Source organism: Acinetobacter tjernbergiae DSM 14971 = CIP 107465, from assembly GCF_000374425.1.
Lineage (GTDB): Bacteria > Pseudomonadota > Gammaproteobacteria > Pseudomonadales > Moraxellaceae > Acinetobacter > Acinetobacter tjernbergiae.
In genome coordinates this window covers 1-22,060 of sequence record NZ_KB894365.1, presented here as the reverse complement: position 1 = coordinate 22,060, position 22,060 = coordinate 1, and the positions used below count along the sequence as shown (strand labels likewise).

At 38.3% G+C, this 22,060-nt stretch carries 22 protein-coding genes; 16 read left to right on the top strand and 6 right to left on the bottom strand.

What is annotated here, in order from left to right; all coding sequences use genetic code 11:
- The first annotated feature begins 45 nt into the window (after nt 1-45).
- The 8 genes from C502_RS0110665 to C502_RS0110625 all read left to right on the top strand — a co-directional run bounded on the left by C502_RS0110665 (nt 46) and on the right by C502_RS0110625 (nt 7,524).
- Nucleotides 46-936, top strand: coding sequence for a metal-dependent hydrolase (locus tag C502_RS0110665; protein WP_018678815.1), 891 nt, complete (start codon nt 46-48; stop codon nt 934-936).
- 166 nt (nt 937-1,102) lie between these two features.
- The gene (locus C502_RS0110660) at nt 1,103-1,693 is read left to right on the top strand and encodes a LemA family protein (RefSeq protein WP_023274748.1); all 591 of its coding nucleotides are present in this window, start codon (nt 1,103-1,105) and stop codon (nt 1,691-1,693) included.
- A gap of 24 nt (nt 1,694-1,717) precedes the next feature.
- Nucleotides 1,718-2,785: a TPM domain-containing protein gene (locus C502_RS0110655; RefSeq protein ID WP_018678813.1), complete on the top strand. Its 1,068-nt coding sequence runs from the start codon at nt 1,718-1,720 to the stop codon at nt 2,783-2,785.
- Complete coding sequence (locus C502_RS0110650; RefSeq protein ID WP_018678812.1) at nt 2,779-3,339, top strand: TPM domain-containing protein; 561 nt, start codon at nt 2,779-2,781, stop codon at nt 3,337-3,339. The genes C502_RS0110655 and C502_RS0110650 overlap by 7 nt, the downstream gene beginning before the upstream one ends.
- Before the next feature lie 420 nt (nt 3,340-3,759).
- On the top strand, nt 3,760-4,290 hold the full coding sequence (locus C502_RS0110640) for a pilin (protein ID WP_409360634.1): 531 nt from the start codon (nt 3,760-3,762) through the stop codon (nt 4,288-4,290).
- Between the two features lie 211 nt (nt 4,291-4,501).
- The gene (locus tag C502_RS0110635; protein WP_018678809.1) at nt 4,502-5,026 is read left to right on the top strand and encodes a pilin; all 525 of its coding nucleotides are present in this window, start codon (nt 4,502-4,504) and stop codon (nt 5,024-5,026) included.
- 44 nt (nt 5,027-5,070) lie between these two features.
- Entirely contained in the window at nt 5,071-5,805 is a 735-nt protein-coding gene (gene tfpZ / locus C502_RS0110630) for a TfpX/TfpZ family type IV pilin accessory protein (RefSeq protein WP_023274749.1), read from the top strand.
- An 81-nt stretch (nt 5,806-5,886) separates the two neighbouring features.
- Nucleotides 5,887-7,524, top strand: a complete 1,638-nt coding sequence (locus C502_RS0110625; protein ID WP_018678807.1) for a PglL family O-oligosaccharyltransferase — start codon at nt 5,887-5,889, stop codon at nt 7,522-7,524.
- A 61-nt stretch (nt 7,525-7,585) separates the two neighbouring features.
- Here C502_RS0110625 and bfr read toward each other — a convergent pair whose 3' ends face one another.
- From bfr to gmk, 6 genes are all read right to left on the bottom strand, one after another.
- On the bottom strand, nt 7,586-8,050 hold the full coding sequence (gene bfr / locus C502_RS0110620) for a heteropolymeric bacterioferritin subunit Bfr (RefSeq protein ID WP_018678806.1): 465 nt from the start codon (nt 8,048-8,050) through the stop codon (nt 7,586-7,588).
- A gap of 264 nt (nt 8,051-8,314) precedes the next feature.
- Nucleotides 8,315-8,509, bottom strand: coding sequence for a bacterioferritin-associated ferredoxin (locus C502_RS0110615; protein ID WP_004660183.1), 195 nt, complete (start codon nt 8,507-8,509; stop codon nt 8,315-8,317).
- A gap of 177 nt (nt 8,510-8,686) precedes the next feature.
- A complete protein-coding gene (locus C502_RS0110610; protein ID WP_018678805.1) occupies nt 8,687-9,070 on the bottom strand; it encodes a RidA family protein in 384 nt (127 codons plus the stop codon).
- A gap of 173 nt (nt 9,071-9,243) precedes the next feature.
- Nucleotides 9,244-11,352: a RelA/SpoT family protein gene (locus tag C502_RS0110605; RefSeq protein WP_018678804.1), complete on the bottom strand. Its 2,109-nt coding sequence runs from the start codon at nt 11,350-11,352 to the stop codon at nt 9,244-9,246.
- 213 nt (nt 11,353-11,565) lie between these two features.
- Nucleotides 11,566-11,844 carry a DNA-directed RNA polymerase subunit omega gene (gene rpoZ / locus C502_RS0110600; RefSeq protein ID WP_018678803.1) on the bottom strand — a complete coding sequence of 93 codons (279 nt, stop codon included), beginning with the start codon at nt 11,842-11,844 and terminating at the stop codon, nt 11,566-11,568.
- Between the two features lie 69 nt (nt 11,845-11,913).
- Nucleotides 11,914-12,537, bottom strand: a complete 624-nt coding sequence (gmk, locus tag C502_RS0110595; RefSeq protein ID WP_018678802.1) for a guanylate kinase — start codon at nt 12,535-12,537, stop codon at nt 11,914-11,916.
- 102 nt (nt 12,538-12,639) lie between these two features.
- Here gmk and ispH point away from each other — a divergent pair, with 102 nt between their 5' ends.
- The 8 genes from ispH to C502_RS0110555 all read left to right on the top strand — a co-directional run bounded on the left by ispH (nt 12,640) and on the right by C502_RS0110555 (nt 21,899).
- A complete protein-coding gene (gene ispH / locus C502_RS0110590; protein WP_018678801.1) occupies nt 12,640-13,590 on the top strand; it encodes a 4-hydroxy-3-methylbut-2-enyl diphosphate reductase in 951 nt (316 codons plus the stop codon).
- Between the two features lie 139 nt (nt 13,591-13,729).
- Complete coding sequence (locus C502_RS0110585; protein WP_018678800.1) at nt 13,730-14,263, top strand: GspH/FimT family pseudopilin; 534 nt, start codon at nt 13,730-13,732, stop codon at nt 14,261-14,263.
- On the top strand, nt 14,260-14,802 hold the full coding sequence (gene pilV / locus C502_RS0110580; RefSeq protein ID WP_026315783.1) for a type IV pilus modification protein PilV: 543 nt from the start codon (nt 14,260-14,262) through the stop codon (nt 14,800-14,802). The genes C502_RS0110585 and pilV overlap by 4 nt, the downstream gene beginning before the upstream one ends.
- A gap of 1 nt (nt 14,803) precedes the next feature.
- The gene (locus C502_RS0110575; RefSeq protein ID WP_018678798.1) at nt 14,804-15,811 is read left to right on the top strand and encodes a PilW family protein; all 1,008 of its coding nucleotides are present in this window, start codon (nt 14,804-14,806) and stop codon (nt 15,809-15,811) included.
- Nucleotides 15,808-16,638: a pilus assembly PilX family protein gene (locus tag C502_RS0110570; RefSeq protein WP_018678797.1), complete on the top strand. Its 831-nt coding sequence runs from the start codon at nt 15,808-15,810 to the stop codon at nt 16,636-16,638. Before C502_RS0110575 ends, C502_RS0110570 begins: the two co-directional genes overlap by 4 nt.
- 19 nt (nt 16,639-16,657) lie before the next feature.
- A complete protein-coding gene (locus C502_RS0110565) occupies nt 16,658-20,866 on the top strand; it encodes a pilus assembly protein (RefSeq protein ID WP_023274751.1) in 4,209 nt (1,402 codons plus the stop codon).
- Nucleotides 20,854-21,441, top strand: coding sequence for a type IV pilin protein (locus C502_RS0110560; protein ID WP_018678795.1), 588 nt, complete (start codon nt 20,854-20,856; stop codon nt 21,439-21,441). The genes C502_RS0110565 and C502_RS0110560 overlap by 13 nt, the downstream gene beginning before the upstream one ends.
- On the top strand, nt 21,441-21,899 hold the full coding sequence (locus C502_RS0110555; RefSeq protein WP_018678794.1) for a type IV pilin protein: 459 nt from the start codon (nt 21,441-21,443) through the stop codon (nt 21,897-21,899). Before C502_RS0110560 ends, C502_RS0110555 begins: the two co-directional genes overlap by 1 nt.
- Nucleotides 21,900-22,060 lie beyond the last annotated feature (161 nt).

Genomic DNA, 22,060 nt, shown 5'->3' with positions numbered 1-22,060 from the left:
GCATGATACTCGAAGACCAATCAGAAAATTGTGTAGGCAATAAAGATGGCTCTTGCAAATGTGAATGCTGAAAAAACCTATTTAAATCGCCCAAAAGCTTTGGGTATTACGGTACGCCGTTTGCAGTTTAATCCAAAAAAAATTAAACGACATTATTTTGCCAATTCACCTTTGATGTCACATCTTTTGACTGCACTTTCCTCGACCTTTCCAATCGGTGAACAATATTTTGTTAATAGTGTGCGGAATGCAAGAGATAAAGTTCAAGAACCACAGCTGCAAGCCCAGATCGCCGCATTTATTGGGCAAGAAGCGATGCATTCTAAAGCGCATACCGAGTTTAATGATGCGTGGCGAAGAGAAGATTACAATCTTGATCGTTTTCAGGCTTGGCTTGCAAAGCGTGATGATGCGCTTCGAAATATTCATCCCAAATTACAGCTCGCTTTAACTTGTGCCTTTGAACATTTTACAGCGATGTTGGGAGGCTATATTTTGAAACATCCAGAAATTCTAAGTACCTTAGATGATGATGCGATGAAGCTTTGGGTTTGGCATGCGATTGAGGAAATTGAGCATCGTTCAGTTGCCTTTGATGTCTATCAAGAAGTCTATGGTGATGACCGAATTCGTCGACTGTTGATGCGTAGCGTGACTACAGGGTTTGCAAGTTTAACCTTTTATGCAACGTCACGTTTGATTTGGCAAGATAAGTGGAAAAGTTTGCCGAAAATCGGAGGGAATCTATTTGGAATGTATTTGCTTGGAAAAATGTTTATTCAACTGATTCCTGAATATCTATCTTATTATCAAGCGGATTTTCATCCTGCGAAACATGACTATACGAAGTTGGTGAATTATTGGAAAGCACGTATGGCGGATGAGTACGGTATGGTCAGTTTCCAAGAAGAGACAGTCTCAACACGATATAGCTAATTTGCGTTAGAAAACTAAAAAGGGCATTACTCAAGATTGTTGGGTGATGTCCTTTTTATTTAAATGGCGACCAAGCAACTTTAATAAATGTTACACAGCAAACAAAAAATCTTACTACAATGAATTATTGCAAAAATATAAAGAAAGATTTGAGGGTAAATTTTTTATGAAAATGATCAAACAAACCGCTCTCGCAACTGTGTTGGCAAGCACGTTATTGTTCACGGGTTGTGGATATAATACCTTGCAAGTGAAAGATGAGGCCGTAACTGCTTCATGGTCTGAGGTACAAAACCAATATCAACGACGTGCTGACCTTGTTCCAAATCTTGTCAATGTGGTGAAAGGTTATGCCAAACATGAAGAACAAGTGTTGGTCGAGGTGACACAAGCACGTTCTAATGTTGCGGGTTTAAAGGTGGATAAAGAGGTTTTGGAAGACCCAGCGCTATTTGAAAAATACCAACAAGCACAAAGCCAATTAACAGGGGCATTGTCTCGCTTGTTAATGGTGCAGGAGCGTTATCCTGATCTCAAAGCCAATGAGCAATTCCGTGATTTACAAGCACAATTGGAAGGGACAGAAAATCGTATCGCCGTTGCTCGTAATCGTTATATTACGACAGTACAGGACTATAACTCCTATGTTCGTCAATTCCCACAAGCGATGACGGCAAAAGTGATTGGAATGAAAACCAAAGAGAACTTTAAAGCGGAACAGTCGGCTCAGCAAGCACCAACAGTATCATTTAATTAAGATCGGACTGTTAGGAGTGGTCGTATGCTAAGGGTGTATAGGCAATATCTGAAACAACAAGCTTTACCTGTTTTAATGATTGTTTTGGCAACACTATTTCTTCAGCATACGGTTTGGGCTGAGAGCACTACAACGACTGATCAAAGTGATACGATTGTTGCAACTCAAATCATCCAACAGCAGCAAAACCAAACCTCAACGACATCTAATAATCGCCAAAACTTTGAAACAGCAGCTTTACCACAAGTTGCTCATGATATGGCAGATGGTGAATCCATACGGGGTCTACCGACTTTAAATCAACCCATTATTGATCAGGCAAAGATATTAACTGATGCTGAGATACAGCAGCTTAATCAGAAAATATTAAGTCTTTACCAACAAGGAAAAGCCCAAATCGGGGTGATTATTGTCCCAACGACAGGACAAGAATCCATTTTTGATTTCGCTCTGCGCGTGGGTGAAAAATGGCAACTCGGTTCAGCCAAACGAGACAATGGCTTATTAATGGCGATTGCAATAAATGATCATAAAATTCAAATCTTGACAGGCTATGGTCTCGAAGGCATTTTACCTGATGTGGTTCTCAGCCGTATTATTCGTAATCAAATCACCCCCTTGTTTAAACAAGGTCAGTATGCACAAGGCATTTCATCTGGTTTAGATGAGATTACTCGGATTGTGAATCTAGACCCAGAAATCGCACAACAGGCAGCTCAGGAACTCAAAGAACGCCACGAACAAGCATTACGGGAGCAACAAGCCAAGGATAATACCCTTTCAATGGCGTTATTTATCCTTATCGCAGGTGTTGTGGGTTCATTTATTGTCGGTAAGCGTTTAAGTGCTGCCACGGCTGGTGTAACTGCGACAGCAGCAGGTCTGTTGAATGGTGCAGGTCTGGTCATGAGCGTATTGCTTGGGTTTGGTATTTTCTTTTTACTCATTACTTCACTTGCTCAACTGATTTTCCAAGCCTTCTTATCTGGTGGGGGGCGTGGAGGCGGTGGTAGTTTTGGAGGAGGTCGTGGTGGTGGCTATAGTGGCGGTGGTGGTCGCTTTGGAGGAGGGGGGGCATCAGGCTCATGGTAACCAAGACAGATACAACACAGATTATTACCCAGCCAAAACTAGATGAGTCTGTAGAGCCAAGTTTAAAACGTTGGCTTAAACATTTCTTTTATGTTTCTTCTGCACATCGCTATTTCAGTAAACAAGATCGGCTTGAGATTGCTAAAGTAGTACAACAAGCTGAACATGGTCATGTCGGCGAGATTCAGGTTGTGATAGAAGGACATATACCATGTTCACAGGCTTATCATCAAAATACACGATTACGTGCGCAGCAACTCTTTGCTGAACTGGGTGTTTGGGATACAGAGCTAAACAGTGGCGTATTGTTATATTTGAATCTTTGTGAGCATAAAGTCGAAATTGTAATTGATCGTGGTTTAAAGAATGCAACCCAAGTTGAAACTTGGAATGAAATCTGTCAAGGCATCGTCAGGCTATTGGCTCAAAAACAATATTTGCAAGCTGTAAATCATGGCGTAAATGAGATTGGGCAAATTTTAGATCATTATTTGATCAATAATAAAAATAACTATGAAAATGAATTACCTAATGAACCTATTATTTTAAATTAACAAGAAGTTTATCAGTTAATCAACTTTGATTGACTGATTTGTATCAGATATGTGCATAAAGAAAGCTCCATAATTTATCATTTGTAAAAATATGCCCTTTTATCTTCCGATGAGCGGTTGAATGAATCGCTATATTTTTTGTGTGATTTATGTCGCTCAATTTGAGCTCTCTTCGATAAAAATCATGCTTAATGGGTGATAAAGTTGAAAATTAGTCGTGAAAGATGACGAATATTGTCACATATTGTCACATATTGGAATAATTGGGTTGTTTATCACCAATAATAATATTCTTTTAAGTCTCTGTTTTTTTGAGTTAAAATTGGCTAAGCTAAGGATTGGCATAGAACATGCTAAATACAAAGTAGCTGAAAAAAGGCTTATAAAAATTTATACCATTGGAGAAATGTTATGAAATCAATGCAAAAAGGTTTTACTCTTATCGAATTAATGATCGTTGTAGCGATTATTGGTATTTTGGCTGCAATTGCAATCCCAGCTTATCAAAGTTATACGGTGCGTACAAAAGTAACAGAAGGTTTAACGTTGGCTAATGCTGCTAAAACTGCTGTTGCTGAAACATTTGCAACTCGTAATACTGGTCCTATTGCAGCTTATGCTGGTACAGGCGCATCAGTTGCTGGTTCTTATGGTTATGAATACACAGCAGGTGAAAACGTTGCTTCAATCGCAATTGCAGCAGTTGGAAACGTAGTTGCGCCAGTGGCTAATGATGGTACTATTACAATTACTTATGCTGGTCAATTAGCTACTTCATTGGCTTCTACTATTCGTTTAATTCCTGGTAGTGGTGTTGTTCAAAGTGCTACAACTGGTATACCTGCTTCTCCTCTTGCTCAAGGTGCTCCAGTAGTTTGGGGTTGTACATTAGTAACTGGCGCAGAAGCATCATTTAAATATGTACCTGCTAACTGTCGTTATGTAAACTAATATTTAGTCTGATCAATAAAAAACGCATCTTCGGATGCGTTTTTTATTGATCAGAGGAAAGGTAAGATCGGTGAGTAAATTGTAATATTTTGACAATAATTGTTAGTTAACCATTGGTCGGTATGCTTTAAGTTGTTGTTATAAAATAATAATATAGTTGGCATTAAAATTGTAGTATTAAAATAATTAAAGAATAGAGGGAAATAAGCTTATGAAAGCGATAAGAGGTTTTACTTTAATTGAGCTAATGCTTGTGGTGGCGATAATTGGTATTCTCGCAGCTATTGCAATTCCTGCTTATCAGAATTATACGGTCAGAACTAAAGTTTCAGAAGGATTAGTGCTTGCGAGTGAAGCTAAGCTGGCTGTGGTTGAAACATTGGGATATATGATCAGTGGTACTATTATTTCCTATAGTGGCACAGGCGCCAATCTTCCGGGATCATATTTTTTCCAATTTACGCCAACTGAAAATGTGAGCAGCATTAGTATTGCAGGTGTTACTAGTTTAGCGACGCCTGTTATGAATGAGGGGCGGATTGAAATTCAGTATAGTGGATTAATCAATACTAGTCTAAATTCGAATGTTGTGCTTACACCTGGTTCTGGAAATGTAAATGGTTCTGCTCGACCGAGCGCTGCCATTATGCCAGGGCAGCCGATTGTTTGGGGTTGTGGCGTGCGTTCAACCAATGCATATAAATATATCCCAAGTAATTGTCGCTATCCACTTTAAAGCATAAAATACCTTATCTTAATAATGGAGCATTAAGACTCGTTATGTCTATGCGTATTAAAGCATTTTTGATTCATGGATTGGTTTCGATCAGTGTCGCTTTGTTGGTTATTGGGCTTGTTTTTTTTATTTGGTATCCATCACCGCTAGCAAAAGCCGTCGGTGTGACGCATATTTTTTTAATGATGCTGGTGATAGATGTTATCTTAGGACCTTTATTGACATTGCTTGTCTATAAGCAAGGTAAGAAAACGCTACTTTTTGATTTAACAGTGATTGTCTTATTGCAAATTTCTGCTTTGGGTTATGGATTGTGGACTATTTCACAAGGGCGTCCTGCTTGGTTGGTTTTCAATGTAGATCGTTTTGATAACGTAAGAGTGAATGATATAGATAACCGTAATATTAAAAAAGCACAGCAGGCGTATCAAAATCCATCTTGGTTCTATCCTCAATGGGTTGCAGCGACGTCTCCGAAAGATGTGGAAGAAAATAATAAAGTAACATTTGAGGCAGTTTTTTCTGGTGTTGATATTGCTCAACGCCCTAATCTATATTCACCATTAATTAATCAGAGGAAGCAGTTGCAGAAAAAAGCTTTAAATATTAAAGAGTTGTATAAATATAATGATAAAAAATTGGTACAAGAAATCTTGGGGCAATATCCACAGGCAGATGCTTTCGTCCCATTAAAGGCGAATGCTGTCGATATGACAGTTTTAATTGATAAAGAAAAAGGTGAGGTGGTTAAAATAGTTGACTTGCGCCCATGGAAATAGATCTGAATTCTATTGATGAATAAAATTTGTTTAAAAGAGCTTCGATGTATAATTAGATCAGGCTCTTTTTTTTATTTGAATATGAAAATTTTATGTTTAGTAATTGCTGCGCTGTTAATCAGTTTCGCTTGGCTATCACCATTTCACACCTATCCCTGGGTCACCTTTTCCAGTGAGTTGGCAACTTTCGCTGCTGCGCTAACGCTATTTACGCTTTTTCTCAATCGAAATATTCAGATACCCAAACTACAACTTTATATATTGCCAGTTGCTTTTATCCCATTGTTGCAATGGAGTGGTGGTCTGGTCTCTGATTTTAGTGTTGCCTTATTGAGTACAGCATATTTATTTGGTTTTTGGGTCATGGTGGCGATGGGATATAACCTGTCCTCTACATCTGAAAATCGTCAACGCTCTATGCAAGGGTTGAGTTATATCGTACTGAGCGTTGCTTTTATAAGTAGTTTGATTGCGATTGTTCAATGGTTGAATCTAGAGTCAAACTTTAATTGGGTTATTCAGCTCAAAGGCAACCGCCCATATGCCAATTTTGGTCAACCCAATAATTTAGCTACATTTTTGATTATAGGTTTAATGGGTGCATTGTTCTTATATGAAAAGCATAAAGCATCTTTATGGCTGCTTATTCCATCAAGCTTATCTATCTTATTTGCAATTAGCCTGAGTCAGTCTAGAACGCCTTGGATTGTATGTATTTTTATTTTCGGTTATTGGGTTTATAAACAGCGTAGAAATCAACCACGATTTAGTTTTTATAAGTTATTGTTATGGTCGGGTAGTTACTTTTTGATAGCAGCCTATTTCTTACCGTTTATAACAAAATTAATTGCGTCAAGCGCAGATGTTGTTCATACCGCATCAATTGCTCAGCGTGCTGGGTCTGGGCATGAACGGCTTGGGATGTGGGCACAAATTTTACACGCAATTCTCGAGCGACCTTGGTTTGGTTATGGATGGAACCAAACGAGTATCGCTGTTGTTGAGAGTATTCATTTTAATACTGTACATGTTTGGTTTAACAGCGCACATAATGTTTTGCTAGATGTTCTTGTTTGGAATGGTATTCCTCTTGGCATTTTAATTATTGGCTACATACTAATCTGGCTCTTCTGGTTGCATAAAAATGCAAAAGATACCATTTCGGTTGTGGCAATTTTGATGGTAACTGCAATTTTAATTCATGCAATGTTAGAGTTCCCTCAGCGTTATGCCTACTTTTTATTTCCGATGGGTTTCTTGTTAGGACTCATTCAAGCGCAAACACCTAATTTAAAGGGAATCAATATTTCTCGCAGTGTAATTCGTTGTGTTTGGCTGGCTGCTGTGGTCGTGTTATTGATTGTTTGGAGAGATTATAGGCTTTTTCAATGTAATAGCCCTTTAGTGTTTAAAGGTCAGCAACCGACTGAAAAGATTTTGGGGAGTTCTAGGATTATGTTGTTGACGCAGTTTCAGCAACGTTTAGATTGGGTTGCATTAAAGCCCCAAACATCTATGTCAGATTCAGATTTGATACGGCTTGGGGAAATGGTTAAGAATAAGGCAACACCTTATAATCTAAAAAAATATGCACAATTGCTTGTTTATAATCATAAGCTTGTGGAAGCAGAGCAGCAATTATTTGTATTGCAGCAATTGCATAAGCAAAAAATAAGTTTAGCAGAAATTTTCGAATTAAATAATAGAACAAAGCACTAAGAAAAAGCTCCTTACTTTGACCTTGTTATAAAGTTAAAGTAGGGAGCTTAATGGCTAAAGTTTAAATTTGGCTTTGAATGTAGTTTTCGATACCAACATTTTCAACTAGGTCGAGTTGTGTATCGAGCCAGTCCCAATATTCTTCTTCTTTCTCTAAAATTTCTTGTACCAAATCGCGAGTAACATAGTCTTGCTCTGCTTCCGCGAGTTCAACGGTTTGTTTGATCGCTTCGATATTCTCTTTTACTTTACGGATATCACAGTTCAAGACTTCAACTGTATGTTGTCCAATATATAATTTTCCTAGGTGCTGTAAATTTGGTAAGCCTTCTAAAAATAAAATACGCGCAATCACTTTATCTGCATGCTTCATTTGGCGAATTGATTCTTTGTATTCAGCAGAACCAAGTTGTTCAATTCCCCAGTCATTAAACATACGCGAGTGTAAAAAATATTGGTTAATTGCAGTTAAATGGTGATAAAGCACCTGATTGAGCTGGTTAATAACTTCACGATTGCCTTTCATTGCATTTACTCCATAACAACAAATGATGCCCTAGTTGTTAAGGCAATTTATATGATTTTAATCAACAAATCGGTATCTGGCGAGTAATTTATAGAACGGCAAATGAAAATCACAATCAGAAATATGATGCGTGTTTTAAGCTTCACAGACAAATAATTATTATCATAAAAAAACCGCTTAAATGTGGAATGGTTAAAGTTCTACAAGAAGCGGCGGAGTCGTAAACCGAAAATTAAAGATATAGATATTATAAATTTGGAGAAATCAGGCAGCAACAGAAATACGGGCGGCAATTTCTGCTAACTCATCGCTAATAATTGAACGTGCTTCAGGTGCACAGCGACCACAGCAAGTGCCTAAGTCGAGTAAATCACGAATTTCACGATAGCTTTCAGCACCGTTTGCAACAGCGTCTTTGATATCTTGATCTGTGATTCCACGGCATAAACAAACATACATGGGAGTGATCCACAAATATTAATGCGATAATTGATATTATTGATAATTGTTATCGTTTGTCAATGAATTTCATTCTAATAGCGAATGTATTCTTATTGAGAATTTGAATAAAAAAATACCACCTGATCGGTAGTATTTTTTTAAATATTTATCTATTTGATAATTAAGGTTTTAATTTTATATCGAAATGATAACAATTCCATCCATTTCAACTAAAGCACCTTTAGGTAGGCTTGCTACGCCTAGGGCTGCTCGAGCAGGATATGGTTGAGCAAAGTATTCGCCCATAATTTGGTTAACGAGCTGAAAATGAGACAGATCAGTAAGGAAAATATTCAATTTAGCGATGTCTGCTAAGCTACCACCCGCAGCTGTACATACTGCTTTAAGATTGTCGAATACACGACGAATCTGAGCCTCAATGCCTTCTACAAGTTCCATACTATATGGGTCTAAACCAATCTGACCTGAAAGGTAGAGCGTGTTGCCAACAAGGATTGCTTGAGAATATGTTCCGATAGCAGCAGGGGCGTGTTCAGTATGAATAACTTGACGTGACATTAAGCTCTCCTATGTCATTGTTTCTATCTTAAACAATGCGACTTTAACACAAAAATTTAACCGCAAGACGGTTGAATACTGTTTAGTCGCTATTGTTTAGAATGATTCTTGGTATTTTATTTTTATAGAATTTTCCTAATTGAGACTTGAGTACAAAATGCCTGATTAAGCTGTTAGCTGACTTTAGCTACTTCGGGTTGAGCAATCGGTATGTTTAAGCGCTCAATGCGAGGAAAACCAAAGTGCATTCGCAAATCTCTAATAATTTTAGCAATTTGATTTCGATTGCTGACCACGATATTGACATAGGTTTTTTGGTCTTGTGAGTGAACCATTTCTACCCCTGTTTTTGCTTTTCGGCATTGGTAAATCAAGTCAGAAATTTGCTCATCGTTCATTGTCATATGAATACAAAGGTAAGCACTGAAACGAATATCCTCGATTTCTTCAGACTGCCAATGAAGAGGCATAATATTTTCAGGATGTAGATGCTGTTCGTGCAATAAATTACGGCAGCGAGCACGATGTACGATTAAACCGCGACGAGATAAATGGCCCTGAATTGGATCACCTAATACAGGATTACAGCAATGTGCATATTTAACATCGATTCCTTCTGTACCCAGAATTAAGCGGTCAGAATTTTCATGATGTTGTGATTGATAGTCTTGTGCAAATAGATGATTAGCAACCAATTGCGGTAAAAGATCGCCAACAGCAATTTGTTCAAATAGCGTGTCTTTACTGCTTAAATGTCGCCACTCTAAAACGCTGATCCAGTCAGCAGGAGAGAGATCGTCGATTGAGCGATTGAATAACTTTAATGCGCGATTGAGTGCTTGTTGTCCGACTAAACGCTGTTCATCAATATCTTGTTCTCTCAGCATATTTTGTAATGCACGACGTGCTTTTTGCGTATTAATAAAACTGAGCCAATCTGGATTGGGTGTTGCTAGAACATCTGTGATGACTTCAACCACTTGACCACTATGGAGTGGGGTTGAAAGTGGGCGAATTTCTCCATCAACTTTTGCCCCAACGGCATGGTTTCCTAAAAATAGACTAGCTGAGTAGGCAAAATCAACAACCGTTGCACCTTGTGGAAGTTCATGTAATTGACCGTGAGGGGTATACACCCAAATTTTTTCTTGATGTAAGTAATCAAGTAAATCGCTAAAAGTGGTTTTTGCACAATCACTATCAATAAGGGTATTTAAATTCTGCATTGAAGCTTGAATTGCTGAGCGGCATGCTTGAGGAGCATTCTCTCCAAGTACCACACCAAAGCGTGCAGCTTTACGCATAAGCTCAGTTTGAATGGTAAGCGATAGTGTTGTTTTTTCACCTTTAAGTTTAATCATTAAGGATTGGTTGCCACCAGGCAAGGGGCGACGAATATAATCTTTATATTGTAAAACTTGAAAGTTTGCTTTTAGAGCTTCTACTAAACGATCACAATCAGCAATACTTTGTAAGATGATTTCAAAGGCATGGCTGTGGCTAAGTTCATTTAGGTCTATTTCACTTTTTACAAAGTGACGTAGCAATTCAATATTATTATTTTTCTTTTTAATACGACCTTTTAAATCATAGGCTTTTAATAACTCGGAGAGTTTTTGCTCCCAAATTGTTTGATATTCGCAACGTTTAGGTTTTGTTTCTAAGAGTGCTGTTTGTACGTCATTAAACATGTCTAAATCAAGATTTTGATAACATAAGTGTTCTAAGTTATCTGCCATCTCATTCATGCCTACAAGACGTGCCATAGGTACAAAAATATCAAAGGTTTCTTGAGCAATACGTGCGCGTTTGTCTGGTCGTAGCGCACCTAATGTGGTCATATTATGATAGCGATCTGCAAGTTTAATAATAATGACACGCGGATCTTGTAAAGTCGCTTGTAGAATTTTGCGGAATGAAGCAGCTTTGTTATATTCTTTATCGCTAGAGTGGCTGAGTTTGGTGACACCATCAACTAGTTCAGCAACGACTTCTCCAAACTTTTCGCCAATTTCACCTTTAGTAAATTCAGTATCTTCAATGACATCGTGTAATAAGGCTGCCATAAGTGTATCGGCATCAAGACGCATGTGTGCCAAAATACAACTCACAGCAATTGGGTGGAGAACATAAGGTTCGCCACTTTTACGAGTGATGCCACTATGTGCTAAATCGGCAAAATCACAGGCAGCAAGCACGTGTTGAATGTCGCTATCTTTAAGATAGGCTTCAATAATGATTTTGAGCTGCTGCTTGGCTTGGCTGACCTCTTCGCCTGGCATAAAACACCTTTTATAACATAAATTCAGTAATGAATACCTTGAGCTTCTAATGAAAAGCAAATTGCTAAAATTGTCAATTTGTTCATTATAAAAACTCATAATTTTTTTCAATGAATCATATTGATTTTACCAATATAAAATTTATTTTGTTAATAAACTAAACAAAAAAGCCCAGTGTATTCACAATGGGCTTTTAAGCTAAGAAAACTTTACTTAAAAAGTAAAACCTTCTAAATTTAATGAGTTCGATGACAATACCATATCAAGATTTGATGTTTGGTAATCTTGATCACGTTGTTTCAAAATTTCTTTAGTGACATGACCTGCTGCGATTTCACGTAATGAAACCACTGTTGGTTTGTCATTATCCCATTCTACAGTAGGTTCTATACCTTGACGTGCTAATTGACGTGCACGTTTACTCGCGACAAGTACCAACTCAAAACGGTTATCTACATGGTCTAAACAATCTTCAACGGTTACACGTGCCATAAGTTATCTCGTTTGAGTATCACATTTGAAAGACTAAATAGTATAAAAGGCTTTTCTGCAAGACTCAAGTTATTCACGATGTAGAGTAATTAAGTTTTCAATAAGCTGCCGATGACGAGCACTTTGCTGTAAGGTAACTAAGCGATTTGCCGTGATAATTGCCTCTAAATCATGTACAGCTTTGTTGAAATCATCATTAATAATAATGTAATCAAAGTTTGCGAAATGACGCATGTCTTCCACAGCACAGCTTAAACGATGTTCAATCACTTCAACTGAATCTGTACCACGATTCGATAATCGTTGCCTTAAATCATATTGTGTTGGTGGCAAGATAAAAATTTGTTTTGATTCAGGAAAAAGTCGACGAACTTGATCAGCACCCTGCCAGTCAATTTCGAGTAGTACATCATGCCCTTGTTGAAGTTGTTCTTGTACTTTGGCTTGAGATGTTCCGTAGTAATTACCAAATACTTCTGCGTATTCAATAAAACCACCTTGTGCGACTTGGTCTAAAAAAGTTTCGGTGTTGGTAAAATGATAGTGAACACCATCAAGCTCACCAGAACGTTGACCACGTGTCGTATGTGAGACAGAAACATGTAAATTGCTGACTCGATCGAGTAGGGCTTTAACTAGAGATGTTTTGCCCGTTCCTGATGCCGCAGAAACGACAAACAATAGACCCGACATGATATTTTTCCTGATATGATAAAATATCTTGGCTATTGTAGTGTAGCGTGCCATTAAACGAAATAGTTTGGCATAAATATTCAGGTGATAAGAGAGGATGTTATGGAAATTGTGTTGGCCAATCCACGAGGCTTTTGTGCTGGTGTTGACCGTGCTATAGCAATCGTTAATCGGGCACTAGAATGTTTTAATCCGCCAATTTATGTGCGTCATGAAGTGGTCCATAACAAGTTCGTGGTTGATGATCTGCGTCAGCGCGGCGCAGTTTTTGTAGATGAGCTTGACCAAGTGCCTGATGATTCGATTGTAATCTTTAGTGCGCATGGCGTGTCTAAAGCGGTACAACAAGAAGCAGATCGCCGTGGTTTAAAAGTTTTTGACGCGACTTGCCCTCTAGTGACCAAAGTGCATATTGAGGTAACTAAATATGCAAGAGAGGGAACTGAAGCAATTTTGATTGGACATGAGGGGCACCCTGAAGTTGAAGGTACGATGGGGCAATATGATAAATCGAGTGGTGGTCGGATTTATTTGGTAGAAGATGAAGCAGATGTTGATGCTTTGGTTGTTCAACATCCAGAGAAAGTGGCATTTGTAACGCAAACAACATTGTCGATTGATGATACTGCAAAGGTCATTGATGCTTTGAGAACGAAGTTCCCGAAAATCCAAGGACCAAGAAAAGATGATATTTGTTACGCTACCCAAAATCGCCAAGATGCAGTCCGTGATTTAGCTGAACGATGTGATGTAGTCTTAGTTGTAGGATCACCGAACTCATCCAATTCAAATCGCTTGCGAGAGCTAGCAGAACGTATGGGGAAGGCCGCTTATTTGGTTGATAATGCAGATCAGCTTGAAAAAGAATGGTTTAATCTTGGGAGTAAAATCGGTGTGACTGCGGGTGCTTCTGCACCTGAAATTCTGATTAAGCAAGTTATTCAACGTTTGCAAGATTGGGGCGCAACACCACCTAAAGAGTTGCAAGGACGGGAGGAAAATATTACGTTTAGTCTCCCGAAAGAACTTCGTATACAGGTGATACAAGCCTAATTCTTATAAAAAAATGTGAACTTAAAACGGATAGATTACATTCTATCCGTTTTTTTATGTTTCTTATCTGCTTTGTATTGGTTCTGTAAGATATAGGTTTAATATTATTATAAGGAAAAGTTTTTTTAGGTGTAAAGCGATGGGGACAAATCGAGGATTCACCTTAATAGAGTTGATGGTGACATTATCAATTGTCGTGATTATAACGATCATGGCTGCGCCCTCATTTGGGAATATGATGACCAGACAAAAACTTGATACATCGGCGCGTGATTTTATGGCTGTTTTAAATCAAGGGCGATCACAAGCAACGGTGTTGAGATCAACAGTTGCAGTATGTCCAAGTAAGTTAGCAACAGATGCAAATTTTACTAAAGATAAATGTGCACAAGCAGCTATACCGGAATACACAGCAACAAGTGGTTTACCGCCAGTCGCTAGTTTAACACCGGCTCAAAAAGCAGAGATTTTAAATAACCGTGTCTTTTTAGTTGATCTTGATCCTAAAATTAATGTTGAATCTACAAGTGCTTCTTTTATTCTATTTAATGCAACTGGAGGCATTGCTGCGGAAAAGAATTTCAAGATCTGTAGCTCTGGAAATAAGTATTCAATAACAATAACTCGTTTAGGTAATTTGACCCAAGCAAAAAGTACGGGTGTATGTATATGATAAATAGAAAAAATCAACGAGGTGTTGGCCTTGTGGAAGTGCTAGTCTCTTTGCTGCTACTGGCTGTTGGGGTATTGGGGTATAGTATTTTGCAATTCAGAGCGATAGATGCTTCAAGTGAGGCTTTAACGCGTTCTCAAGGAGTGTTGGTTTTACGAAGTCTTGCGGAAAGTATTCGTGCAAACTCTACTGGACAAGCAAACTATCCAGCAGCTGTGCGTAATTATACCAATATAACCGCTCTACCTACTGCACCAACAACATCTTGTTTCAATCCTGCAGTGATGTGTACTCCAGTACAAATTGCGACTTATGATGCTTATTTTGCGGCTAAAACAGCATTTGAATTAGGTATGAATATTACTATGACAGCATGCCCAGGAACTGCTGGGGCACCCGTTCAGCGCCAATGTCTTTTTGTGGCTTGGGGTGATACAGCATTAAGTGTTAGTGGTGCAACGGCTAATATTAGTCAGTGTATGTCAGCAGCAGGTATATACGTTAGCAATTCTAAGTGTTTGATGATGGAGGCTTATTAAAATGAATAGTCTTCTTAAGCGAAACAATTATTACTCCAGCCAACAAGGTTTTACTTTAATTGAGTTGATGGTCGCATTAGCGTTGGGTTTATTGATTACTGCAGCAGCGATTCAATTGTTTACAGGCAGTCTCTTATCATCACGTATGCAACAAGCAAATGATGAATTACAGAATAGTGGTATTTTTGGTTTAGATTATATTGTTCGCGATATACGTTTAGCAAACTATGCAAATACGAACAATCCTGAATTGAATGAGCAAACTCCATGGGGTGGCATAGTCCTTACTGCAAATAATGGAGTATTAACAAATACTAATCTTCCTATTCCAGCATCAGCACCATTTATTGCTCAAGGTTTACTAAGTCATAGTGTTGGAACTGGTGAGGCAGTGAGCTCTGTTCAAAATCAATGGCAAGGTTTGTCGAATGTAGATATACAAAGTGACCAATTAACAATTCAATTTGTTGCTCCGAATGCAATGGTGAATTGTGAAGGTGCAAATGTACAAGCTCGTGATTATGTTATTCAGCGTTATTTTTTACGTCGTGATCCTGCAACCGCAACTTCAGGAGTTGATTATGGCTTAGCTTGTGATGCCAATACACCTACTCCTGTAGGGACTGCTGCTGTTTCTACACCAACAACATTATTAGGTTTTGGGGATGCTGGTGAAATGATTATTCCACGTGTTGATCATTTTACGATTCAGTTAGGTGCGCGTTCAGCAACTGGAAATTTTGCTTATTATACAATTAATCAATATCGTCAACTTGCTATTAGCGCAAGAGCAACGACACCTCCTGGTATTCCACCGAGAATCGTGTCTGTGAAGTTTGCGGTATTAGTCAGATCTTTGGATAACACAAAAAATGCAGCGATTGATCTTTCTAAAAAAATAGATGTATTGAACCAGAATGTTGATTTGACAGATAAAACTACCAAGTATGCTCGTCGTGTGTATACGACAACGGTTGCGCTCCGTAATGCACTAGGAGAGAGAATATGAGATTAGGTTATCGTCGACAACGAGGAGCTACGTTAATTGTGATGTTAATTTTATTATTGTTCATCACAATTATGGGAATTCTTGCTATTCGTACAGCTATGACATCTTTAAATATTGCTACCAATAGCCAGATTGGTCAATTGTTGGTTCAAACAGGTGATACTCCAACAAACCAGTTTCTGAATGTCGCTACATATGATGCACTGAAAAAAGCAGACATTGTTATTGGTGCGGCACTTTTAGAACATAAAAATGCACCTGGTAAAGAGTTTATTTTCTGTTATAGACCGACATCTGGTCAACAAATGGGTGCTGCATTTGATGCAACAATATTAGTTCCTCCTGCACAAACAGCAGCTGCTGACACTAAAGCAACAATTGATTCGACCCAATCAAACCGCAGTGGATTTTGTGATTTACAACAAGATTTTGGTAGTGCTCGTGAAGCAGTCGTAACACAAGTTGCAGTCAGAATACCAACAGATTCCGCAAATGCTGGAGTTGGTGCTTATTTAGAACGTAATTCTGATTTAAGTGAAAACTCTATTGTAAAAAATAGTAAAGCTGATGATTCTCGAGTCCGTATTACGATTACCTCGATCTTACCAAATTATTCAACAGAAGACTTAGCAGTTGTACAAGCGGAGTGTATCGGTTCAGCTACAGCAGTAGGGTATATCAATGACACTCTTGATGAGGATGTTGCTGGTAAAAAAACAATGGCAGATTGCTTAACTGGCTATGGTATACCAGTGAATACACAGGTACAGGAGATAGTTCTTCGCCAACGTGATAAGCAAATAGCTGCCCCGATTCCAGCACCTTAATGAAAATGGGAGAATGATGATGAAAAAACTAAAAAATAGGTTAAATTCCCAAAATCACACTCATCATATTCAATATGGTGTGTCATTTGCATGGGCGTTTACAGGAACGATGTTAGTTGCATCTTCAGTAGTACAAGCAAGCGATATGCAAATCTATGCTGTACCAACTGCAGGCAAAAAAACGATTGTCATGATGTTGGATACATCAGGTTCGATGGGATATTCGCTCAGCTCAGGTTATAGCTTGTATGATGACTACGGTTTAACAAGTAGTTCTTGTAGTGTAACTTCAGCGACAAGCTCTACTACGCCATCCTACACACGTTATTATTGTTCAGTAGCAGCAAGTACAACAAATGCGAAGGTTAAAGATGCTTCTTCAGGCTGTGAGGTTCAAAGTGGTGGCGGTTATCGTTGTTATGACCGATTGACTCGTCTGAAAGATGGTATGTTCACTTTCTTAAATAGTAATAATCCAACATTAGATAATGTTCGTGTGGGTTTGGGGCATTTCTCAGGTTATGACGCAGGAACAACGACTGGTGATGGTTCAACAGGTGAGATTTTAGTCGCAGCGAAGGTGCTAGGAGCTCCTGGCTCTACGCAGCGAACGGCGTTAAAAAGTGCTGTTGCAGGTTTGGTGGCGAGTAAGGGTACGCCATCTGCACATGCATTCGCTGAAGCAGCAGCTTATCTAATGGGAACCTCAACATATTCTGAAAATCGGGTATATCGAGATATTGCGGTAGAAAAACAAAGATTAATTCGTAGTTATACAACCCAACGAACAGGGACTTCAAGTTCTAACTATCGTTGGAAATATACTTATACTTATAGTTTTAACAGTAGTTGTACAGCACTTAATGCTACTAACTTTGGCTCTTATGTTCAAACCTGTGCTACTTGGAATGCAGCATCAAACACGAGTTATACTGACCCAAGCTTTGCTGCAACCAGCGCAACCAGTCCCGTATGGACTAATCAGCCAGCACTAGCCTCATATGACTCCACGAATCCAACTTCGGTACCCAACAACCCAGGTGCTAGTACAAATCAAACGATTATTTATAGGTTAAATGAATCTCAGCTTTATCAGATTATTGCGGATGCAAATAGTGGTGTTCCTAAATCAAAAAGTCGAGATACAACTTCAAATCCAGATATTGTAACGGACCGTACAGCAGCTGATGTTAATGCCATATATAAATCACCATTACCAGCAGTTGCTGATAGGGTTTCATGTGATGGTCAAGGTATCTATTTCTTATCAGATGGTGCTGCGAATAGTTCAAGTACATCAGAAGCTACACAAGTGATGTCAAAAGCTTTAGGTAGCAATGGTACGGGTTTTAGTTGTACTGGTGGTTTAAGTAATACAGGTAGTGACTCTGCTTGGGATTGTATGGGGGAGTTTGCAAAGAAATTATATGATGGTACAAAGAACCCTACAGGTGTTTCTATTCAAACAGCCTTCGTTGGTTTCGGTTCTGTAATGAATAACTTAACCGCTACTAGTGGTGCAGATGATGCTAGAAATGCTTGTCGAGTGAGTTCTCGTACTCAGAGTGATCGGACGAGTGATGATGCTTGTTCGCCAGGCCAAGGAACTTATGCTGTTAATAATCCTGGTTATGGTAATGGTGGATTTTTCCCAACACAAAGTGCTGCTGGAGTTACCGACAGTGTAATTGCGTTTATTAATAACCTAGGTAAAGCGCCTTTAGAGCCATTAACTACTGGTGCAATTTCTGTTCCAGTAGATGATTTGGATCCAACAGGTTTACAGCCACATGGTTATTTACGTGCTTTAGAGCCAAACCCACAAAGTAATAAAGTAATATGGTCAGGTAATCTAAAAAAATATAAGGTTGCTTTAACTGGAACAAATACTGGTGCATTTACTTCTGTGAATGGTACTACGCTTGTTTATAATAAAGATGGTGGTTTTAATACAAATACTAAAGATATTTGGAATAATGCAACTGTATATCAAAATACAAGTTATGATGATGGTGGTATTGTTAATTTAGGTGGAGCATATTCAAGGGTACCAATGCCGATCTTGGGACAAAATCAAGATCTAAATAAAAAACCAAAAGAATATGCGTTAACAGCAACACCAAATGCATTAAGAACATTATTTACGGATGTTGCTGTGACAAGTGGTGGAACCTTGGCAGGTATTAGTAATAATGGTGCTAGTTTATTACGTATTCCAGAGGGTCCATTACCAAACACGAATGTTGCTTCATATGTACTAGGTAAATTTTCAACTCAGCTAGGTTTAAAAGATTTCCCATTACTTGTTAAACAAAAACTATTAAATTATTTGGGATACAGTGTTCCTTTAGATGAGACTGCAACCATTTTACCTACTTCATTGATTACCCCGAATGCTCCTAACCTTGCGATGGGAGGTAGTATTCACTCATATCCAGTTCAATTGACTTATTCAGGTACTTTAGATTCAACTGGTAAGTTAACAAGTACACGAAGTCAGTCTGTTTTATATGGCACGATGGATGGTGGTTTGCATATTGTTGATAGTGAGACAGGCGCAGAACAGATGGTTTTTGTTCCTGCCGAGTTATTACGTAATACTGTCAACTCTAAAGCATTAGTAAAAGGTCAGGATGATAATGATGCACCTGTTCAAGGCGTTGATGCCGCATGGGTTGCAGATGCTGCATACACTACACAGAAGTCAGCTTCTGCTGGAGTAAGCAGTCTTGTTAAAGCGCGCCAAATGAACGTATATGGTGGGTTGCGAATGGGCGGTAGTAGTTACTATGGATTAGATGTTTTGGACCCTAAAGCGCCAAAATTCCTTTTTAGAGTAGGTGCTGATCAATCTGCTTATTCACGCATGGGGCAGTCTTGGTCTAAGCCTGTGTTAGCTAATATTCGTTATAATAATCAAATTAAACGAGTCATGATTGTCGGTGGCGGTTATGATCAATGCTACGAAAATCCAAAATTTGAGTTTGGAAAAGTGTTGTCATATACCAATGTAAGTGGCGTGAACGTACCAACAGATTATCCTGATGCTAGTTGTGATAACCGTACAGAAGCTAAAGGTAATGCAATTTATATCATTGATGCTAAGACTGGCGATAAATTATGGTGGGCAAGTAGTTCATCAGGTGCGAATATAACAAATACTGATATGAAGCATAGTATTGTTAGCCGTATCAGTGTTATTGATAGAGATGCAGATGGTTTGGTTGATCATTTATATTTTGGCGATTTAGGTGGTCAGGTTTTTCGTGCGGATCTCAACAATACTTCGGGTACCACAGCTGCAAATTTAGGTAAACGAGTAGTTCGTTTAGCAAATCTTGCAACCACAGCTACAGGAACAGGATTGGCTGATGGTAAGAATCCTCGTTTTTATGAGGCGCCTACAGTTACAATTCATGATCAAGGTTCCACCACGTTTATTTTAGTTGGAGTTGCATCAGGGAACCGTAGTACCCCATTAGATGTCTATCCATTAATTGGTCGTGATGGTATGTTGCCTAAAGATGCCTTTACTGATCGATTACTTAATAATGTCTATGGTGTCATTGATCGTGATTTTATTAAAAGTGATTTGATTAGTGGATCACCAACATTATTATCACAGAATAAAACCTTACTTACTTTCCAAAAGAACCCTCAGACATTAACAGGTAATATTCCTGCGGTGTTTATTGGTGCAACTGCAACAAAAGATGGTTGGTATCGCTCACTATCAAGTAAAAGTGATGGTACAGAAGTTTCAACGACTTCAACTGGTCTTAGACGAATAGCTGGAGGGATGAAAGCATTTGAGGAACCACTTGCGATTACTGGCAACTTAGTTATTCCTGTTTATGATCCTCAAGGAACGGGTATCGCGCCACAGAATCCATGTCTACCAAGAGTTGTTGGTGAAACAGATCGCCAATTATATGGTTTACCATTTGGTGTGTATATTAAATCAGATGGAACAGTTGATAGTGGTAGCAGTGGTATGGAGCAATATTCTGGTTTTCAAACTACAACACAAAACTGTGCAGATGGTGCAGCAGAATGTAATGCTAACCCGATTGGTACAGGTATTCGTGGAGTTGCTTTAGTTCCTAAGACAAACACGTCATCATCTTGTTCGGGGAAAACTATTTCAGGTCCATTAAAAGGTGTTGGGGAATGGGGGTGTGATTCGATTATTAATCCAACTCGGTGGTATGAAAAATGGGTGAAATAATCAATACGTCAAATAACTTTGGGAAAATTGCTCTGTTTAAAAGTAATTTTTCCCAAAGAAAATCTGAAAGGGGATTTACCTTAATTGAACTTATGATTGTCGTGGCTATAATCACAATTTTTATGGTCATCGCTATCCCAAGTTATCAGGAATATATAAGGCGATCCGATGCATCTATGGCTCAGCAAGAAATGCAAAAAATTGCTGAGCAGTTAGCACGCCATAAAGCCAAAAATTTTACTTATCGTGGATTTGATACTGGTTATTTATATAATGAAAGTAGTCCCATGGCATCTGTTACTCTACCAAGAGGAGCAACAGTAAATGGGATTAAATATACAATTACCATTCGTGATGCAGATGATACTACTAAGTTATTAACAGCTGTAGATACGGGAACACCACCAAGACCAACTGTTCGTGGTCGAAATTGGGTTATCAAAGCAAGTTCACCTGATGTTAGAAATTATGATCTTTTAATGACGAGCACAGGGATTAGATGTAAGAATAAAACAAAGGCAAATGTAACATACACTGATTGCGGAACAACAGTAACGGGTAAAGAGGATTGGTAATGAAATATCAGCAAGCTTTTACTTTAGTTGAATTAATGATTGTTGTGACAATTATTGGAATTTTAACCGCAATTGCATATCCATCTTATACTGCTTATCAGATCCGTAGTCAGCGTGTGGATGCTCAGTCTGAAATGCTAGTGATTGCAAGAAATTTAGCAAATTATAAATTAGCGAATTATAATTATGCAGGTAGAACTGTTTTAAATGCTTATGGTAGCTCGACTATACCGCAAAATAAGCCATTGTATGATATTGCTTTGACAGATGTAAATGGTATTCCTTTAACATCTACAAGTGCTAATGTACGGAGTTGGTTATTAGTTGCGACTCCAAAAAGTGGTACTCATCAATTTGGCAATGGTGTGATTTGTCTTAATGATCAAGGGCAAAAGTTTTGGGCTAAAGGCGCTACAACATGTGCTTTATCTATGAGTTCAGTGTGGGATACACGTTAAATAGATTCATTTACAAATAAAAAATGCAAGCATGAATGCTTGCATTTTTTATTTGTAAATTTTGAAAAACTAATCATTAGATTTCTATAGCTCTAATTTAGAAATACTTATATTAACCCGAATCCTGTTTAAGCCACTGATTCCATAATTTGAATTTTTGG

Excerpts from the sequence above, each read along its gene's own strand:
- C502_RS0110655 (WP_018678813.1), top strand. The coding sequence starts at position 1,718 with ATGCTAAGGGTGTATAGGCAATATCTGAAACAACAAGCTTTACCTGTT.
- pilV (WP_026315783.1), top strand. The coding sequence starts at position 14,260 with ATGATAAATAGAAAAAATCAACGAGGTGTTGGCCTTGTGGAAGTGCTA.
- C502_RS0110625 (WP_018678807.1), top strand. The coding sequence starts at position 5,887 with ATGAAAATTTTATGTTTAGTAATTGCTGCGCTGTTAATCAGTTTCGCT.
- C502_RS0110640 (WP_409360634.1), top strand. The coding sequence starts at position 3,760 with ATGCAAAAAGGTTTTACTCTTATCGAATTAATGATCGTTGTAGCGATT.
- gmk (WP_018678802.1), bottom strand. The coding sequence starts at position 12,537 with ATGTCGGGTCTATTGTTTGTCGTTTCTGCGGCATCAGGAACGGGCAAA.
- C502_RS0110555 (WP_018678794.1), top strand. The coding sequence starts at position 21,441 with ATGAAATATCAGCAAGCTTTTACTTTAGTTGAATTAATGATTGTTGTG.
- C502_RS0110560 (WP_018678795.1), top strand. The coding sequence starts at position 20,854 with ATGGGTGAAATAATCAATACGTCAAATAACTTTGGGAAAATTGCTCTG.
- ispH (WP_018678801.1), top strand. The coding sequence starts at position 12,640 with ATGGAAATTGTGTTGGCCAATCCACGAGGCTTTTGTGCTGGTGTTGAC.
- bfr (WP_018678806.1), bottom strand. The coding sequence starts at position 8,050 with ATGAAAGGCAATCGTGAAGTTATTAACCAGCTCAATCAGGTGCTTTAT.
- C502_RS0110565 (WP_023274751.1), top strand. The coding sequence starts at position 16,658 with ATGAAAAAACTAAAAAATAGGTTAAATTCCCAAAATCACACTCATCAT.
- C502_RS0110615 (WP_004660183.1), bottom strand. The coding sequence starts at position 8,509 with ATGTATGTTTGTTTATGCCGTGGAATCACAGATCAAGATATCAAAGAC.
- C502_RS0110605 (WP_018678804.1), bottom strand. The coding sequence starts at position 11,352 with ATGCCAGGCGAAGAGGTCAGCCAAGCCAAGCAGCAGCTCAAAATCATT.
- C502_RS0110570 (WP_018678797.1), top strand. The coding sequence starts at position 15,808 with ATGAGATTAGGTTATCGTCGACAACGAGGAGCTACGTTAATTGTGATG.
- C502_RS0110575 (WP_018678798.1), top strand. The coding sequence starts at position 14,804 with ATGAATAGTCTTCTTAAGCGAAACAATTATTACTCCAGCCAACAAGGT.
- C502_RS0110650 (WP_018678812.1), top strand. The coding sequence starts at position 2,779 with ATGGTAACCAAGACAGATACAACACAGATTATTACCCAGCCAAAACTA.
- C502_RS0110665 (WP_018678815.1), top strand. The coding sequence starts at position 46 with ATGGCTCTTGCAAATGTGAATGCTGAAAAAACCTATTTAAATCGCCCA.
- C502_RS0110635 (WP_018678809.1), top strand. The coding sequence starts at position 4,502 with ATGAAAGCGATAAGAGGTTTTACTTTAATTGAGCTAATGCTTGTGGTG.
- C502_RS0110660 (WP_023274748.1), top strand. The coding sequence starts at position 1,103 with ATGAAAATGATCAAACAAACCGCTCTCGCAACTGTGTTGGCAAGCACG.
- C502_RS0110610 (WP_018678805.1), bottom strand. The coding sequence starts at position 9,070 with ATGTCACGTCAAGTTATTCATACTGAACACGCCCCTGCTGCTATCGGA.
- tfpZ (WP_023274749.1), top strand. The coding sequence starts at position 5,071 with ATGTCTATGCGTATTAAAGCATTTTTGATTCATGGATTGGTTTCGATC.
- rpoZ (WP_018678803.1), bottom strand. The coding sequence starts at position 11,844 with ATGGCACGTGTAACCGTTGAAGATTGTTTAGACCATGTAGATAACCGT.
- C502_RS0110585 (WP_018678800.1), top strand. The coding sequence starts at position 13,730 with ATGGGGACAAATCGAGGATTCACCTTAATAGAGTTGATGGTGACATTA.